The 16839-nt window shown below is 51.5% G+C and carries 20 protein-coding genes; 3 read left to right on the plus strand and 17 right to left on the minus strand.

Annotated features, from left to right (window positions below):
• Positions 1-345: 345 nt before the first annotated feature.
• Entirely contained in the window at positions 346-1221 is an 876-nt protein-coding gene (locus tag AWJ19_RS31815) for a nucleotidyltransferase-like protein (protein WP_068729614.1), read from the minus strand.
• Between the two features lie 129 nt (positions 1222-1350).
• Here AWJ19_RS31815 and AWJ19_RS31820 point away from each other — a divergent pair, with 129 nt between their 5' ends.
• Complete coding sequence (locus tag AWJ19_RS31820; protein WP_068729617.1) at positions 1351-1719, plus strand: DUF2614 family zinc ribbon-containing protein; 369 nt, start codon at positions 1351-1353, stop codon at positions 1717-1719.
• Between the two features lie 129 nt (positions 1720-1848).
• On the opposite strand, the gene AWJ19_RS31825 is transcribed toward AWJ19_RS31820, so the two are convergent.
• The 15 genes from AWJ19_RS31825 to AWJ19_RS31895 all read right to left on the minus strand — a co-directional run bounded on the left by AWJ19_RS31825 (position 1849) and on the right by AWJ19_RS31895 (position 14114).
• Entirely contained in the window at positions 1849-3576 is a 1728-nt protein-coding gene (locus AWJ19_RS31825) for a glycosyl hydrolase family 18 protein (protein WP_068729620.1), read from the minus strand.
• Between the two features lie 207 nt (positions 3577-3783).
• Positions 3784-4215 carry a peroxide-responsive transcriptional repressor PerR gene (perR, locus tag AWJ19_RS31830; protein WP_068729621.1) on the minus strand — a complete coding sequence of 144 codons (432 nt, stop codon included), beginning with the start codon at positions 4213-4215 and terminating at the stop codon, positions 3784-3786.
• A gap of 133 nt (positions 4216-4348) precedes the next feature.
• Positions 4349-6211 carry a DUF4097 family beta strand repeat-containing protein gene (locus tag AWJ19_RS31835; protein WP_241781965.1) on the minus strand — a complete coding sequence of 621 codons (1863 nt, stop codon included), beginning with the start codon at positions 6209-6211 and terminating at the stop codon, positions 4349-4351.
• Between the two features lie 41 nt (positions 6212-6252).
• On the minus strand, positions 6253-6723 hold the full coding sequence (locus AWJ19_RS31840) for a GNAT family N-acetyltransferase (RefSeq protein WP_068729623.1): 471 nt from the start codon (positions 6721-6723) through the stop codon (positions 6253-6255).
• A 91-nt stretch (positions 6724-6814) separates the two neighbouring features.
• Positions 6815-8260: an Asp-tRNA(Asn)/Glu-tRNA(Gln) amidotransferase subunit GatB gene (gatB, locus tag AWJ19_RS31845; RefSeq protein WP_068729626.1), complete on the minus strand. Its 1446-nt coding sequence runs from the start codon at positions 8258-8260 to the stop codon at positions 6815-6817.
• A gap of 52 nt (positions 8261-8312) precedes the next feature.
• Positions 8313-9770: an Asp-tRNA(Asn)/Glu-tRNA(Gln) amidotransferase subunit GatA gene (gatA, locus tag AWJ19_RS31850; protein ID WP_068729627.1), complete on the minus strand. Its 1458-nt coding sequence runs from the start codon at positions 9768-9770 to the stop codon at positions 8313-8315.
• Positions 9771-9793: 23 nt separating this feature from the next.
• A complete protein-coding gene (gene gatC / locus AWJ19_RS31855) occupies positions 9794-10081 on the minus strand; it encodes an Asp-tRNA(Asn)/Glu-tRNA(Gln) amidotransferase subunit GatC (RefSeq protein WP_068729629.1) in 288 nt (95 codons plus the stop codon).
• A gap of 139 nt (positions 10082-10220) precedes the next feature.
• Positions 10221-10604 (minus strand): ATPase, encoded by a 384-nt coding sequence (locus tag AWJ19_RS31860; RefSeq protein ID WP_068729631.1) that lies wholly within the window; start codon positions 10602-10604, stop codon positions 10221-10223.
• A gap of 150 nt (positions 10605-10754) precedes the next feature.
• Positions 10755-10970, minus strand: coding sequence for a hypothetical protein (locus AWJ19_RS31865; RefSeq protein ID WP_068729633.1), 216 nt, complete (start codon positions 10968-10970; stop codon positions 10755-10757).
• Positions 10967-11296, minus strand: a complete 330-nt coding sequence (locus AWJ19_RS31870) for a DUF5345 family protein (protein ID WP_068729635.1) — start codon at positions 11294-11296, stop codon at positions 10967-10969. The genes AWJ19_RS31865 and AWJ19_RS31870 overlap by 4 nt, the downstream gene beginning before the upstream one ends.
• Entirely contained in the window at positions 11289-11819 is a 531-nt protein-coding gene (sigY, locus tag AWJ19_RS31875; RefSeq protein WP_068729637.1) for an RNA polymerase sigma factor SigY, read from the minus strand. Before sigY ends, AWJ19_RS31870 begins: the two co-directional genes overlap by 8 nt.
• Before the next feature lie 63 nt (positions 11820-11882).
• On the minus strand, positions 11883-12113 hold the full coding sequence (locus AWJ19_RS31880; RefSeq protein ID WP_068729640.1) for a hypothetical protein: 231 nt from the start codon (positions 12111-12113) through the stop codon (positions 11883-11885).
• Between the two features lie 186 nt (positions 12114-12299).
• A complete protein-coding gene (locus AWJ19_RS31885; RefSeq protein ID WP_068729642.1) occupies positions 12300-12932 on the minus strand; it encodes an MBL fold metallo-hydrolase in 633 nt (210 codons plus the stop codon).
• Between the two features lie 4 nt (positions 12933-12936).
• Complete coding sequence (locus AWJ19_RS31890; RefSeq protein ID WP_068729645.1) at positions 12937-13503, minus strand: thioredoxin family protein; 567 nt, start codon at positions 13501-13503, stop codon at positions 12937-12939.
• Positions 13500-14114 (minus strand): DedA family protein, encoded by a 615-nt coding sequence (locus AWJ19_RS31895; RefSeq protein WP_068729648.1) that lies wholly within the window; start codon positions 14112-14114, stop codon positions 13500-13502. Before AWJ19_RS31895 ends, AWJ19_RS31890 begins: the two co-directional genes overlap by 4 nt.
• Before the next feature lie 216 nt (positions 14115-14330).
• On the opposite strand from AWJ19_RS31895, the gene AWJ19_RS31900 reads away from it, so the two are divergent.
• Entirely contained in the window at positions 14331-14666 is a 336-nt protein-coding gene (locus tag AWJ19_RS31900; protein ID WP_068729650.1) for an autorepressor SdpR family transcription factor, read from the plus strand.
• On the plus strand, positions 14666-15319 hold the full coding sequence (locus AWJ19_RS31905) for an SdpI family protein (RefSeq protein ID WP_068729651.1): 654 nt from the start codon (positions 14666-14668) through the stop codon (positions 15317-15319). Before AWJ19_RS31900 ends, AWJ19_RS31905 begins: the two co-directional genes overlap by 1 nt.
• A 395-nt stretch (positions 15320-15714) precedes the next feature.
• Here the strand turns inward: AWJ19_RS31905 and AWJ19_RS31910 are convergent.
• Positions 15715-16839: O-antigen ligase family protein (locus AWJ19_RS31910; protein WP_198536683.1), on the minus strand; the 1125-nt coding region annotated here is incomplete at its 5' end.

A 16839-nucleotide genomic window follows, 5' to 3' on the forward strand; every position in this document is an offset into this window, starting at 1 on the left:
AGATCTCACCGAAGTGATTTCCGATACTCACTCGTTGTTCAGTTTTCAAAGATCAAGCTCGTTGTTACCACCGATGTTCTCGTCAGCAGCGACCTTTATAATATATCATGTTGCCCTCGTTTTTGTCAACATCTTTTTTGATTTCTTTTTTCCGTTGATCACCATCTGCCTTTCAGCATCTTGGTGTGTCGGAGGGACGAGTTATAATTTATCACATATTCAACACTGGAGTCAACCCTTAATATTCCGCTTTGTTTTTAGCTTGTTCGGGAATTATTTATAATCAAAAACAAACAAAAAAAGAGAGTACGCTTCCTCTCCTTAGCTTAACCTATTCAGCTGTATTTATAATGTATAGCGGACTGCATGCCCTTCGGAAGCATCATCAGCCCAAGCTGTAATTTCTCTTATCTGTGAACGTGACACCAGCTTGCGAAGCACCAGCGGCAGTTCTGCACCAAGCGGACTGAGGCCGGAATGCTGTAACAGCTCCTTGATACTCCAGGATTCTTTGCGGCTCCCGAGAATGTCCAGCAGCAGACTGCAACAGTCGGACATCTTGGACATCAGGGCAAATTCACAGGCAAGCAGAATAAGCTCGATTCTTTGTTCAAGTGTTTCTGTGCTTACTGTAAGTTCTTCATAAAGCTTATGAACCGGAGTGTTAAGGCTTTTCACTTGCTCCCACACTGCAGGATTCGGGAAGTACCCTGCCTCACTTACTTCAATGCGGGCCCAATGATACAAGGCCATAAGTACACAATTATATGCATCCATTGTACAGCGGGCTTCTATATAACGCTTGGACTTCACATACATATGCAGGAAGCGGGCAAATTCCATAAACAATACCCGTTCCTTGAGCGGCCCCTGGAACCGGAGAATGTCACGCCGCATCTCTCCGAGGATTCCCTCGGGATCCCAAATCACCTCGCCGGCTATAAGACTCGTTAATAATTCATTGTTGTCACCGGCCAGTACGGCTCTTTCCAGTGCAGGCATACCGACATGAACCGTCTGTGTCCGTCTCTCACCTGCAATGGTATGGGTCAGTACCCGCTCCTTCTCCTGCTCCGCGTGCAGCATCAGCACCACCATATCAAAATCGTGGAGCAGCGCGCTCTGAAACGGGGCGTTCCCTTTTTGCCTCAGTACTACAGCACCCAAGACACTTTCATCAAACGTTTCTCCACTCAATAGGGTCAAATTGGATAGTTCCATGCTTCCCTCCATCAAATTTGGCGATTTCGCGTCACGTCAGTTATAATTCTCATACATATTAATATTCTACATATTCGTGTCAGTTCCTTCTGGATGTCCCAACTATATTTTAGTTAGGAGCAAATACTCATGAAGATGAAATCGGCTAAAATCAACGCTTTTCGCACCTGGGGACTTCTGCTTACAATGCTCGGAATGGGCCTGATGATTGCAGGAACAGCAGGAATCGTGTTCTGGGGTTCAGCCGGCAAGATAGCAGCGGCAATCGGTCTTGTTATCGGACTGATCTCGATGATGGCCAGTCTGGCCATCTACTTTTGGGCCGGGATGCTGTCTACAAGCGCTGTTCAGCTGGAATGTCCCGAATGCCACAAACTGACCAAAATGCTGGGTAAAACCGACCGTTGCATGTTCTGTCATACCCTGCTCACCCGTGATCCCGCCCAGGCAACCATTACAGCTGAGCAGCTTGAGAGTCAACAGTCCAGCCATTCTTAACAAGCCTTATGCATAGCCATCTTCTCATTATCTTCTCTTCTACTGAAAAATCACTGAAAGTACACTTGAAATACAAAAATAAGGTACTCCCTGAAGGGAGTACCTTATTTTTGATACATTACAAATCAGCTAGTTGCTTATTTCCTGCAATGCTTCCCAAGCCTCAAGCGTTCCGAAGCTTCTCGTCCAGGAAGCAATTCCGCCCAGCCCGAACGACTTCGCGAGCTCTACTCTTGCTTTCAGGGAAACCTTGTCTTCAATCCAGATTCTATGAAGACTTCCATCCTCTTTGTACTCAACATAATGTTGTCCCGCCTTGTTATCGAATGAAGGCGTCAGCTTCTTTTCTGCCAACAGCTCCTGGACTGTTTTCATTCCGACAGCCTTGGAGCTGACTTTTGTCTCTCCATTCTCCGTTGTCTCGGTCCAGATACGTGTGTATAAAGGCACCCCGAGAATCAGCTTCTCGGCCGGTACATCATCTTCCTCTATAATCCGGCTGATCGAATTCTCGACCCACGGCAAGGATGCCACGGAGCCCGCTTTGGGACTGGACGCCCAATGCTCGTCATAAGCCATCACAATCAAAAAGTCCGCTGCTGCGCCAAGAGCCTTCCGGTCCAGGAATAAGGACCACATTTCACTATTGGACTTGGGGGTAACATCAATCGAAACAATCAGATTCTTGGCCTGGGCCATCGGCTTCAGCTCCCGCATAAACTGCGTAACATTGCCTCCGTCCTTGGTATACACATTCTCAAAATCAATATTAATACCATCAAGATCATATAAGTCTGCATACTCAAGCATCTGCACAATCGTCGTCATCCGTCTCTCATAGCTTGATAACGCCTCAGTAGTAAGGTCGGCATCAAAGCTGTTGCTAAGCAGAGCCCAAACCTCCATATCCTGCTTGTGGGCCCACTCTACATAGGCCTTGTCCGCTTTGCTCCGCACATTTCCGTTAACATCTATAATACTGAACCAGGTCGGGCTGACCACATTAATCCCCGGGAGCTCACCGAAATTTGCCGGATTAGGCTTACGCTCATATACGGCTTCCCAGAACAGGTTCACAGCCTTTCCTTTCCAGCTGCGTTCTGCACGCGTTGGCTCGTACTCCTGCTGCTCAACGGTCTTTTCACCGTCTGCGGTAATGTCTTCAGCTTTAATATAACCTGCATAACCGCTGCTCATCTGCACATACAGCCATTCCTCATCTTCATCATCCCTATTCCAGATCCGCACAACTGTCCCTGGAGGCATGTCCGCTACGATAGGCGCATGAATAGTCGCCTCACTCCGCAGCACCTTGGTGCGGTCACCCGCTTTCCCTTTGACTGTGCCGATTGGCACACTCTCTCCGGCAGTCATCAGCAGTACAGCACCTGTACTGCTGTCCTCCTCTACCTCCAGACCATACAGCTCCTCAAGGGAGTCTGCCGGAAGATAGGTTACCCCATCCTGTTCCTCGGGAGCAAGTCTGAGCTGAACAGGCTCGTTATTGAGGCTTGCTGAAGTTGAATCCTCCTGCATATATAGCAAATCATTATCCGTTGACAGGATAACTGACTTGGTAGCTTCTTCATAACGGATGGCCGGATCAACATACTCCTGCAATAACGGAAGCGGTAAAAGCAGGCCGTCGCCCGTGCCGCTGGCTGAGTAGCCGGTTAGCTGCCCCTTAACAAAAATCGGCTGCTGCAGTCCTTTCCAGTCGGGATCGGTATGCTGCCGGTTAGGCAATACATAAAAAGCGACCCAGTAAGCGGCTGCGGCAATTATAACAAGTCCAATAAAACGGCGAAGACGGCTTCCACGCTTTTTAGTGCGTCCTTGTCTCTGTCTGCTCTCCAAAATATATCCTCCAAAACTATCAATAGATTTTAAGTGCAGTAACCAATTTTAAGTATACGCTATATTTGACGCTTTGGTTTCGCAAATCTGCTGGAAGAACCGGCATTATATGGCCCTAATGTTTCCAGCTAAACAAAAAACGCGTGGCAGCCGTTAACGGATACCACACGTTATAAGATCGTTTCCTGACTATAAGCAACTATACGGTTAATGCTTCTTCTCACTGCAGCATTGGCAGACTCCATACATCTCCATCCGCAGTCCGTGAACCTTGAAGCCCGTTGCCAGCTCGGCCGCGTGCTCAACCTCATGAAGCGAAGGATAGCTGAAATCCTCAATTTTACCGCATTCCTGGCAGATGACATGATAATGATCGGATACATTGGCATCAAAGCGGCTCGAATTATCACCGTAGGTCAATTCACGCACCATTCCGGCTTCCATAAACATCTTCAGATTGTTGTATACTGTCGCCACGCTCATGCTTGGAAACTGCGGCTCCAGCGCACGATAAATATCGTCTGCCGTAGGATGATTCAACGCTTCCATCAGATACGTCAAAATTGCATGACGCTGGGGTGTAATACGGACACCGGTAGTCTTCAATTGTTCCAATGCATGCTGTACGCCACTACCCATCAATTCCACCGCCTTTAAAATTAAAACAATAATGTAAATCCAAAACTATACTGCAATTGTAAAACCCTGCTTTGAATGTTGTCAACGTGCCAAGTACATTATATTCATTATTATATAATAAAAATTACTTTTTTCAATATTCCTTCACATTTAAACTGCTGTTCCCTTCCACATTCAGCTTGAATTCGCCAGTGCCCACTTCGCCGGAGACGGTTTTTTTGTCTATGACCAGTCCGGCAATGTCCGAGCTGATATTCCCGTAACCGCTCGACCCGTTCAATGTATAATCGGCTGCAGCAGGCAGATAAAGATTGATGTCTCCTACCGCGCTGTATACCTCCCAGTCACCGCCAAGCACCTCTGAGCGAATATTGATTGTGCCGTTCAATGATTCTGCATGCAGCTTTGCCCTTGCACCGTCAACTTCGAGATTACCGTTTTTACTGGACAGATTCACTTCATCTCCGCTGCCTGTGGCGGAAATATTGCCGACAACTGTGGAGAGCTTCAGCGGACCGGTGATATCCCAGGCATCCATGCTTCCGCCTCCTGTTGAAAGCTCAACGCTTCCTTGAACGGTACGTGCACGGACTGCGCCGTTCAGCGTTTTCCCCTTTATATTCCCGAAAATACGGTGCAGAATCAGCTCACCATTCCCCGTCTCCAGGGCAATATCCTCAATGGCCTCTACGTTCTGTAACGTAATGCCGCCGTTCATTGTCCGGACATCCAGATTGAACCGCCGGTCTTCAGGGAGCGAGATATCCAGATCTATACGCGGCTGGCGTTTGCCGGAATCGCCGTAAGTCTGATATTGGGGAGTGATTTTGATCGTCGGCCCTTCCTCTACTTGTACAAAAGATTGCTCGGAGACCGCCTCAGCCTGTGCACCTTCCAGTTCATCAACCCACACAGTAGCTGTAATCTCAACGTCCTCTACAGCGGCGCGGTGGATCAGGATATCCCCGTTAATGCCGTCAACTGTAATCTTGGAGGTGTTAAGCTCAACCGGTACAACCAGCGGCGCTTTCTCATACCGGTTGCCTGCGGCTTCCCCATAATCTACTGCTGCTACAGTCAGGTTCATACTGACCTTGTTCCAGAGGTGCAGATAATGCTCCTGTTCGGCCACGATAAATACGCTGGCACCCAGTATCAATGCTGACAAAATTCCGCGCAGATCCATTCGGGGCCTTGGGGCTTTCGCTGTTGTGCCTCTACGGCGTGTAAACAAGGTAATCAGCAAATACTCCACGCCCCACAGCACGGGAATCAACGGCCACCACTTGAGCAGCAGCAGCATAGTCTCGGTACCGTTAAGCCAGTCCAGCAGCAGAAAAGTACCCACACCTGCCAGCACCACAGCCGCAGTATACCGGCCTACCCGGCGGGGACGGCGTTCATCGCTTCTTCGGATCAGGATGCTTTTAGCAATTTCGCGTACTCCCAGCCACAGCGCACAGAGAAGCAGCACACCTGCAACCGCAGCTCCGGCATAGGTCTCAATGAATTGCTGCAGCCAAGGGGGTTTTTGACGAAAAAGGAACATAAGCGCCCCGCCGATAAGCAGCATCAGTCCAAAGGAAATCCCCGGCTCGCTGATCCAGGATCTGGCTGTCTTTGCCGCTGTTATCGGCAATTCAGGCTCGGATTCCTCCGGCAGCCGCAGTATACGGTCCGCAGACTGCAGAACATCAAACACATTGTAGAAATAAACGGCCGGAATCAGCAGTGCCAGTAAAATGAGCAGCGGTACGTTGATCTGCATGCCGATTGAGGAGAAATACAGCATCGCCGCGATATCCAGCAAAATAATGAACAGGAAAGAAATCCCCTTGCGGAGAAGCCCCAAATAAAGGTGTCCGGCACCCGGAATGACGGCTGCGAACAGCCCTGCTATAAATTTACGCTTCCGGGGGCGTTTTTTCTGGCGCGGCGGTATTACAGGCGGCTTGGGCAGCATAACAGATTCATCCTGCTGTTGTTCGGAACTCATATCGGGACTCTTCCTTTCTCGAAAGGTATAGTTCTTCCTGCTCAAAGCCGCCCACCCCGGTAAAACTCAATCAGCTCCACTCCCGGAGCCACTTCCTCTACATTCGCAGGAACGAATCCATGCTTCGTATACAGTGTAACGGCAGGATGATTCAGCTTCCCTGTAGATACTATAAACTGCTCTATCCCGGAATAAAGCCCAAAAATAAACTCCAGCAAACTGCCGGCTATGCCTTGGCGGAAATGCTCCGGATTCACCATCATCCGGGTAACCGTCAGATTGCCGGGTGTTTCCTCGAGAACAGCAACGGCACCCAACAGTTCTCCGCTTTCATCAAAGCAGCCGTAGAACGCCTCTTTAACCGCCGCCAGCATTTCTCTCGTCTCCATCAGCGGAGGGATTTCATGAAAACCGATCATCTCGGCCTCCAGCCGGTAGGCTTTATGCTGAAGACTCCAGAGCTCGCTTAGGGTGTAATCATCCTGCAGATCCAGCCTGATTATTGTATTCATCCGCACATTCCCCTTATATGCCGCTCAGGGCCTGCCGTTTGCCGACAAGCCCTGAGCTGAAGATCCTATAATAAATTACCCAAAACCGGTTCTAGCCGTTCAATACTTCAGCCAGAAGTGTGTTTACAAGACCCGGATTGGCTTTGCCTTTACTTTCTTTCATGACTTGCCCCACGAGGAAGCCGATTGCTTTCTGCTTGCCCGCCTTGTAGTCCTCTACAGACTGCGGGTTAGCCGCTACGACCGCTTCGACAATTTGCTTGATCGCGCCTTCGTCACTAATCTGCACAAGTCCCTTTTCTTCTACAATCACTGCAGGCAGCTTGCCGCTTTCCAGCATTTCCTTGAATACGGTTTTGGCAATCTTGCTGCTGATGGTCCCGCCCGCGATCAGACCGATCATTTCGCCCAGTCCCTGCGGGGTAATCTTGACCTGGGATAGTTCAAGGCTGTTGCTATTCAGATACCCGAGCAGATCACCCATCATCCAGTTGGCCACGGCTTTGGCATCCTTGGTATAGGCCAGGCTGCCTTCAAAGAAATCAGCCAGCGGTTTGGAGGAAGTCAGCACGCCTGCATCATAAGCAGGCAGTCCATACTCTTCGCTGTATCGGGCCTGCCGGGCATCCGGCAGTTCCGGAATAGTCGAACGGATGGATTCCTTCCAGGCATCGTCGATATGCAGGACGATCAGATCCGGATCCGGGAAATAACGGTAATCGTGGGCTTCCTCCTTGCCGCGCATGGACAGGGTTTTGCCCTGGGCCTCATCCCAGCGGCGTGTTTCCTGCACTACCACTCCGCCGTCATCCAGGATCTCGCCTTGGCGGAATTGTTCATATTCCAGACCGCGCAGTACGCCGCGGAAGGAGTTCATGTTCTTCAGCTCGGCGCGGATACCGAATTCCTCCTGCCCCACAGGGCGCAGGCTGATGTTGGCATCACAGCGCATCGAGCCTTCCTCCATCTTAACGTCGGAGACATCGCAGTACTGCATAATCGCGCGGATCTTCTCCAGATAAGCGCGGGCCTCTTCAGGCGAGCGCAGATCGGGCTCGGAGACAATCTCGATCAGCGGTGTACCTACACGGTTGAAGTCAACCAGCGAGGCAAAGCCGCCATCAACGTGGGTCAGCTTGCCCGCATCTTCCTCCAGATGAAGACGGGTAATGCCGATGCGTTTCGTTTCGCCATTCACCTCGATGTCGATCCAGCCGTTTAAGCCGATTGGCTGATCATACTGTGAGATCTGGTAGGCTTTTGGCGAATCAGGGTAAAAGTAGTTCTTGCGGTCGAACTTGCTGACATCACCGATCGTACAGTTCAGCGCCATTGCCGCTTTCATTGCATATTCCACCGCCTGGCGGTTCAGAACCGGCAGCACGCCGGGATGCCCGAGGCAGACCGGACAGGTATGGGTATTGGGCGGAGCTCCGAATTCCGTCGAGCAGCCGCAGAAAATTTTGGACTTGGTATGAAGCTCCACATGAACTTCCAGCCCGATGACCGTTTCGTATTTAGACATAAATGATCTCATCCCTTAAAAGTTTTGTGAGCCTGTACTCGTACACAGTCTTATCCGGCGGGACTTACAGCTGTGGCCGCTCTTTGTGGTAATCTGTATTCTGTTCAAAGGCATGCGCTACGCGCAGCACGGTGCTCTCGTCAAATTCCTTCCCGATAATCTGCAGTCCGACCGGCAGTCCTTCGGCAAAGCCGCAAGGAATGCTGACCGCAGGTATGCCGGCAAGATTGACCGGAATGGTCAGTATATCGTTCAAATACATCGTCAGCGGGTTTTCCGTCTGCGAGCCAAGCTTAAAGGCCGTCGTCGGCGCTGTAGGCCCGATGACTACATCGTATTTCTTGAAGACTTCATCGAAGTCCTGCTTAATCAGGGTGCGCACCTTCTGCGCCTTCAGATAATAAGCATCATAATAACCGGAGCTCAGGGCATAGGTGCCGAGCATAATCCGGCGCTTCACCTCAGGGCCGAAACCGCGGCTGCGGGAGTTAAGATACAGATCCAGCAGGCCGCCGCCGTCATCGACGCGGACACCATAACGGACACCGTCAAAACGGGCCAGGTTGGAGGAAGCCTCCGATGAAGCAAGCAGGTAGTACGCCGCTACCGCATATTCGGTATGCGGCAGGGAAACCTCTTCCCATACCGCGCCAAGACCTTCAAGCACCTTCAGTGCAGACATGACCTGCTCACGCACGGATGCATCCACGCCTTCGCCAATATACTCCTTCGGCACGGCAATGCGCAGTCCGGAGATGTCGCCGGTTAAAGCGCTGAGATAATCGGGAATATCCACCTTGGCCGAGGTCGAGTCCTGGGCATCATAGCCTGCAATGGCCTGCAGGACATAAGCGGAATCCTCAACATTGCGGGTAACCGGGCCAATCTGATCCAGCGAGGAGGCGAAAGCTACCAGACCGTAGCGGGACACCAAGCCGTAGGTTGGCTTCAGGCCGACCACTCCGCAATAGGAAGCCGGCTGACGGATGGATCCGCCTGTATCGGAACCCAAGGCGAATAATACTTCACCGGCAGCTACAGCCGCTGCCGATCCGCCGCTTGAACCGCCTGGAACATGCTCGAGATTCCACGGATTGCGCACGGCGCCGTAAGCAGAATTCTCATTGGAGCCGCCCATGGCGAACTCGTCCATGTTCAATTTGCCGATAGTTACCGCATCGGCCTGACGCAGCTTGGAGACGACGGTTGCATCATAAATTGGCTGAAAATTGTCCAGGAACTTACTGGCACAGGTAGTGCGAAGCCCCTTGGTTACAATATTATCCTTAACTCCTGCAGGTAGGCCGAACAGCAGGCCGCGGGCCGCTCCGGAGGCCAGCTTGTCATCCAGCATCCGCGCCGACTGGCGGGCCCCCTCTTCATTCAGTGTTAAAAATGCATGCACCTTGCTGTCACGCTCAGCGATTGCAGCCAGCGATTGTTCCGTCAGTTCGCTGACGGAAATGTCTTTGCTGTGCAGCATGTTATGTAATTCAGGCAATCGATATTGAAACAGGCTCAACATTCTTCCTCCTTTCGGTATAGTTATTCCAGTACAGCCGGAACCTTGAAGTGACCTTCTTCATCCTCAGGCGCATTAAGCAGGGCTTCTTCCTGGGACAGGCTCTCCTTCACCACATCATCGCGCATCACATTGCTGACCTGCAGCACATGTGTAGTAGGCTTAACATTTTCTGTATCCAGCTCATTCAATTTCTCAGCATATTGTAAGATAGCATTCATTTGTTCAGTAAAAACAGCCTCTTCTTCCGGGCTTAATTGCAGTCTGGCCAGCTTGGCCACATGCTGCACATCTTTGACAGTAATGCTCATACCCAATATCCCTCCTGTTTAAAGGGCTAAAGCGCCCGGATAACGTTTTTAATTATATTGTAGAAGCCTGGACAATTCAATGTACTTGTCCTTCCGCCCTTATCCGCATAACAAAAAGACCGGCTTGCGCCGGCCTTCCTTAAATCCAGGCCCGGAGATTCACCTGTTTGATGAATTCCGCCTGGGACATGCTCTCTTTAGGTGCTGCTTCCGCCTCCGGGACTTCCGCATCATCGCCGTTCATCAGATGATGAAACAGCTTCTCGTTATGTGTTGACAAAGCGTAGTCGATAAGCGCTTCATGGGTCGCTCTTTCGGCTTCCGCCTCCAGCAGCTGCTCTTCTGCCTCAATATCCTCCGCAGTAACATAAAAATTCCTGTTAGCCTGAGGGACACGGATGACATAATCGAACGCATTGTCCGGATTGCGGTCATAAGCAATCAGGTAGCCGTAGTCTCCGATAGGAAGACTCTGTTCAAACGCGTCAGCAACAATGACAATTTTCTCTCCCAACCGCAGCATCGCCTTACCTCCTGCTCCAAAATCTATCATGGTTCTACTTGTTTCAACAGTCTACTAGAAAAAGCTAGAGCTGTCCAGCAGCTGCAGGAGTGTTAAATGAAAGTTCACAAAAATTTTCTGAAAAACAGCATTTATAGCACAGGTTCAGCGTTAGCGTCCCTGCTTGCGCCGCTGCGGCAGCACAATGACCAGCAGGTAAACGACCAGCGGAGTTGGAGATCCGGTCATCCCCCATAATCCCCAGAACCAGGCAGCCCTGCCTTTATCACGCCTGCGGGCATCACGGAACATCCATGTTCCCTGGACCAGCAGTATGGCTGCAATAACAGCCCACAGCCAATAAGGTACATCATGCAGCTCCTTCATTGATCTCTTTCCTCCAGTCGCCGCCTGATCCTAACGGCCGCCAGACCGCCGAGTGCAGCAAGCGGAATTACCGCTTGAAGAATCCAGTAAACTGCAGGCGCAAATCCCAGAACGGCCAGAACAATGCTAAGGAGGAATAGTGCTGCCAGCCAAAACAGCAGCAGCTCCCGGCGGCTCTGACGCCGTCTGCGGATAGCTTCTGCGGCCAAAAACTGCTGCATTGCCGGCAAGGACGGTGCCGGGATGTCATCATACTGCGCATCCAGCCGGTCCAGCTCAGCAGACAGCTTGTTTAACAGCTTCTTGTCCCCTGTATCATTATTCATCCTCTTTCAGCTCCTTTCTCAGCTGCTGCAACCCTGCAGACACACGCGATTTAACGGTTCCCGGCGGAACTTCCATAATGCTGCCGATTTCTTCATAGCTGTAGCCGTAATAATGCTTCAGCAATACGGCAATACGCTGAGGCAGCGGCAGCCGAGACAGTGCATCAAGCACTTCGCTCCACTCCATATTGCGGCTCTCGAACCGCCAGCGGATGGCCGCTGTTCCCCGTTCCTGGCGCAGCCAATCTGCTTCCCTTTTCCAGCGCCGTTTGCGGTCAATGTATAGCCGGGTTGCAATCGTGATCAGCCATGAGGAGAATGCGGATGTGCCGTTATAGCTGCCGATCTTCTCCATGGCGCGCACCACGGTGTCCTGTGCCAGCTCCTCCGCCAGGGAAGGATCCATGGTAGCTTTGATTAAATATTTGAACAGGAAGTTGTAGTGCTCCCGCAGAAGCCCGGCCAGCGCCGAAAGATCACCCTGCTGAGCCTGCCTGATTAACTCCAGCGTCCCTTCGCTCATCAGCTTCTTTCGCTCCTCCTTTATTTATGGCCAACTGTAATACGTACAGGATTGCCGGATCGTTCATTCACGGTCCCGGTTATTTTGCAGCTCCCATAATCTGCGCCGCCAGGACTGATAGCGCCCCCGGCCGTCAGGAAACCGCCAAAAACATAAATGGCTCGGTGCCTCTCTGAGCGCCTCAGTCTTCTTCGCCTTTGAATGGTACAACGCCTTTCCCTCTATGCTTTCAGCCTTTAAATCGGCTTCGCTTAAGTCGGAGCAATCATATAAGTCAATGATATCGTTCTTCAATTAACTTCCTCCCATACAAATAAAACCCGTATACACAGACAAAAAAAGAACGCAAACCGGGATTAATTCCGCAGTCTGCGTGCTTCGCGAGGTAAATGTTACATTTAATTAACGTTATTGTAGCAACTTTGTATCCTTCTGTCCATCTCTATTTTCTCGCTTTTTGTCGCTTAGGAAGGAATAACCTCACTGCATAGGTACATAAGGATTGTTCCGGCGCTCGAAGCCGATGGTCGTCCGCGGGCCGTGTCCGGGGTATACCTTCACTTCTTCGTCCAGACGGTACAGCTTGCCGCGCAGCGAATCAACCAGATCACGCTCCCGGCCCCCCGGCAGATCCGTGCGTCCCACACCAAGCTTAAACAGGACATCTCCGGAAAAAAGATCATTCCCGCACAGGAAGCTGACGCTGCCCGGCGAATGGCCCGGGGTATGAAAAACCTTGAAGGTAAGCCCTAGCAGCTTCAGAATCTGACCCTCGGCCAGATCATATTCCGCCGGCTCTGTACTGATCGGAGGTGAAGCCTCCGGCCACATTAGTGAACCGTTCAGCTTGGGGCTGACCAGCCACTCGCTTTCCAGGGCATGAACATATACCGGACATTTTTTGGCTTTGCGGATTTCATCCACGCCGCCGATATGGTCAAAATGGGCATGTGTCAGCAGGATGGCTTCAATCTCCATATTCTCTATGGCGCGTACAAGTGCAGCAGGATTCATACCGGGGTCGATGATCACTCCACGCTGCGGGTCAGCTCCGGTCAGAAGATAAGCATTGGTCTGGAGCGGACCCAGATTATAGGAACGTATATTCAGCATAGGATCAGAAACCGGAAATCAGGCTGCGCAGTTCTTTGGCAATGACTGCGTGCGATTCCGTACCTTCCCCGTAGGCTTGCCCCATTGCCTTGCGTACTTCAGCAATTTTGCTGTCATAATCGGCGGCTTCCCGGTCCGGATTCTCCTGTTTGAAAGCCCGCATCAGCGACTGCACATGCTCCGGACGCGGTCCCCAATGGCCCAGCACATAACCGCCGGTATCGGCAAAGATAACCACAGGCACCGATCTTCCGCCCATCGTCAGGAAGTCGTCCATCAGATCCTGATTTTCTTCCAGAATCAGCACTTCGGTTTTGATGCCTGCGGTCTCCAGAATCCGGAAAACAACCGGCACATTGCGTACAACATCGCCGCACCAGTCGGCAGCCAGAATCAGCACGCGCAGATCATCGCGGTGGTTCAGGCTTTCAAAAAATTCACGGTCGTCCGCATTCTCCCAGGCAAACTTCTCATACCAGGATTCAAAGGCCTGCTGATTTTTGGTCATGCTCTCCACGAACTGGCGCGGGGTCAGGCCTTGGCCGAATTTATGGGCTACATTCTGCTTCATGCTGCACTACCTTTCTTTTTGGAGTTATACCATTTGAACAGAAAGTAAATAACGATAATAGCGATAGCGACCAGGATAAGCTCATGGGTATATTTGCCGGCAACCTCGTCAATCGTCTCCCATCTATCGCCCAGGGTGTATCCCAGATAGACAAACAGGGCACTCCAAGGAATTACTGCCAGTGTGGTCAGCAGTGTAAATTTCCCCAGCGGCATACGTGAGATGCCGGCAGGCACTGAGATCGCATGACGGACAACCGGAATGAATCTCGCCGTAAAAATAACTCCTGTACCGTACTTTTTGAACCATTCCTCTGAATGGTCGATGTGCTTTTTGTTAATAAAAATGTACTTCCCGTATTTCTCCAGCACTGGTCTTCCGCCATAACGGCCGATCCAGTAGACAAAAATCTGGGCTATGACTCCTCCGACTGTTCCAAATATAATGGCCCCGAAGAAATTAATGTCGCCCTGTGAAACCAGATAGCCGCCGAACGCGAGTACGATTTCACTCGGAATGACCTCAATCATCAGTCCGATCATAATTCCGAAGTAACCAAGACCCTGAATCCATTCGAACAGATGTGAGATCATTTCAGATATATAATGCAACTGCAGCCCTCCTCCCTTTTGGATACAGAATGTAAACGTCCGGAAATCCGGGCATTTCTCTGCTATGTACCAGCCTTCTCCTAGCTTATTCTAGCATATGCGGAGTTACAACTTCTAGTTGGAGCCTGTAAAGGCAAATCTGCCATTGACAAAAACAGGAATACACGCAATTATATATTTAGACAATTATTTAAATATCGAAAGGTCGGACAGAACATGAATGAATCTTTTAAGGCGCTGGCCGATCCAACCCGGAGACAGATCATCCGGCTGCTGCGTGAGAAGGACCGGACTGCCGGAGAGATTGCCGAGTATTTTCAGATGACCAAACCGAGTATCTCACATCACCTTAGCGCCCTGAAGCATGCCGGACTGGTACAGGATGAGCGCAAGGGGCAGTTTATCGTGTATTCACTCGATACGACTGTGCTTGAGGAGGTCCTGGGATGGTTTCTGGAACTGACGGGAGCCGGGAAGAACAGTGAAACTGAGCCGCCTGCAGCGGGGGATCTCCCCCGCGGGAAGCTCCAATCTGACAAGGAGGAATCGTGATGAAGGATTTTAAGTGGAAATGGCAGGACACGCTGATTGTTATACTGGGTGTGCTGGCGCTCGGATACGCACTGGTCAATTACAGCAAGCTGCCGGAGCAGCTGCCCGCCCAGTTCAGCATTACCGGGGAAGTGAATACCTATTGGCCGAAAAGCTCGATTATTATCCAAGGTATCGTCCTGGGCCTCGTGCTTCCGCTTGCCATGCAGTTTATCCGCCGGATTGACCCCAAGAAGGACAACTACAGCAAATTTACCGGAGCTTACAAAATGATCCGACTGGCCATTGCCGTTCTGATGGATGCCATGCTGGTGCTTTCTGTAGCCAAAGGCCTGAATCCGGATTTTGCGGCAGGCAAGCTTGCAATTGCAGCTGTGGGAGTACTATTTATCGCATTGGGCAACTACATGCCGCAGATTAAAGACAACTATTTCACCGGCATCAAAACACCGTGGACGCTTGCAAGCCCCGAGGTCTGGCGGAAAACCCACCGCTTCTCAGGATACATGTGGGTAGCCGGCGGGATATTGCTGTTGCTCGCCGCCTTTCTGCCCAAGACTGCGTCTATCAGCCTGATTATCACCTCCCTGCTGATTGCCGTCCTTGTTCCCTATGTTTACTCGTGGCTCATTTCGCAGCGGATGAAGGCGTAGAGAGGGTACGGGCCGGCCTAAACCCTTAGGGAAAGGCGCTTGTAGAAGTAAAGCCTATTCGGGCAGAAGCCTGAATAGGCGGTGCTTGTGTGGGCAGGAGTTTGTACGAACGTAACTTTAGGGCGAGCGCTTAGGAGGAAATCGGGTGATTTTCAACGTTGATTTCGGTAAGTGCAGCATTGGGTGCCCCATATCCGGTAAAATTAAGGCATTAACCAATTTAGTTGGAAAATCGGCACTTAATTCTAATATTTCTCGGTGTACCCTCTCAAGCTGCCTAATCAAAATGAAGACCAAACGGTGCATATGGGCCTATTAGGGAAGGCGTTGAGGATCATCATGTAGAGTGAACAGTTGTACAACCTCTGCTATTTGAGGCTGAGGATTCCTCTCTCCTACTTGATACGCAGAGGTTTTGTAGGATTGTGGCCAGTTGTCTGCAAGCTCTGCACATTGTAAGCAGCTGCAATCAGCTGATTCAGCTCTACGTCCACCTCTTCAGTTCCCCCTGAGAATTCAAAGCTGCGGTCATTGTGCTCCTTCCCTTTATTGTGCTCCTGGAATGCAAGCAGCCGGTATCCCCTCACCAGCTCCTGTCCGGCAACCGCACTGGCTGCGGCACGCTGCAGATCCCCTTTTGCCAAAGAACGGCGGCCCATCTGCAGCATGCCTTCTGCTGCCCTCCTCCACTTGAAGGCGTTAAACCTGTCCAAATCAATGCTTCTTCTCACCCAGTACAACGCGGTCCCCGGCTCATTGCCTTTCAGGCAGGCTTCTGCCAGCAGCCAGTGCAGACCGGCATCTTTCGGGGAGTACCCAAGACTGTGGAGCAGCAGCTCCTCCCTCTCTTCCTCCGGAAGAAATCCCGCAAAATTTACAGCTATACGGGGATCGTACGGATTGTGATGCAGCGCTTCCTGAAGCAGCTCACTCTGTACTGAAGGTTCTGCAGAACGGGCAGCCTGGCTGAATAAGCTTTCCCCCTTCCACAGCTTGAAGGAAAGGCCGCTCAGTATCAGACAAAAGCAGACCACTGCTATCAGCAATACCCGCACTCCTGTCTGCTGTGCCGAAGCACGGCGATTCATGCTGGTGTCCCTTCGGGGGCTGGTCAGCCTGCGCTGGGGCGATTCGGCAAGCGCTCTTGCTGTCAGCAAGAACAGCAGCAGCCAGAAGAGACCGTAGCTCCAGCTGAAATCCACTGCGCCGTGCAGGAGGATTACGAGCAGCGGGGGCAGCAGCCCGGGGGCGTTCCTGCCCGCCAGTATTCCTGCTGCCAGCAGCATGAGCAGCACAGCGGCACTTCCGGCGATACCGAGATTCAGCAGAATATCGAGGTATCCGCTGTGGACCTGGCTGCCCACATAGGGGCGGGACTGGACAGCGAGGTACGCGCTGCGCCAGGTCTCGCCCCCCTGGCCCAGCCAGGGGGCTTCCCCCGCGAGGCGCCAGGCGTCGCGGTAGAACAGCCCGCGGGCGGCGGCCGTCGGAGACGGCCCGCTGATCCGCCCGCGCAGCAG

Source organism: Paenibacillus sp. DMB5 (genome assembly GCF_001517085.1).
Taxonomy (GTDB): domain Bacteria; phylum Bacillota; class Bacilli; order Paenibacillales; family Paenibacillaceae; genus Paenibacillus_AQ.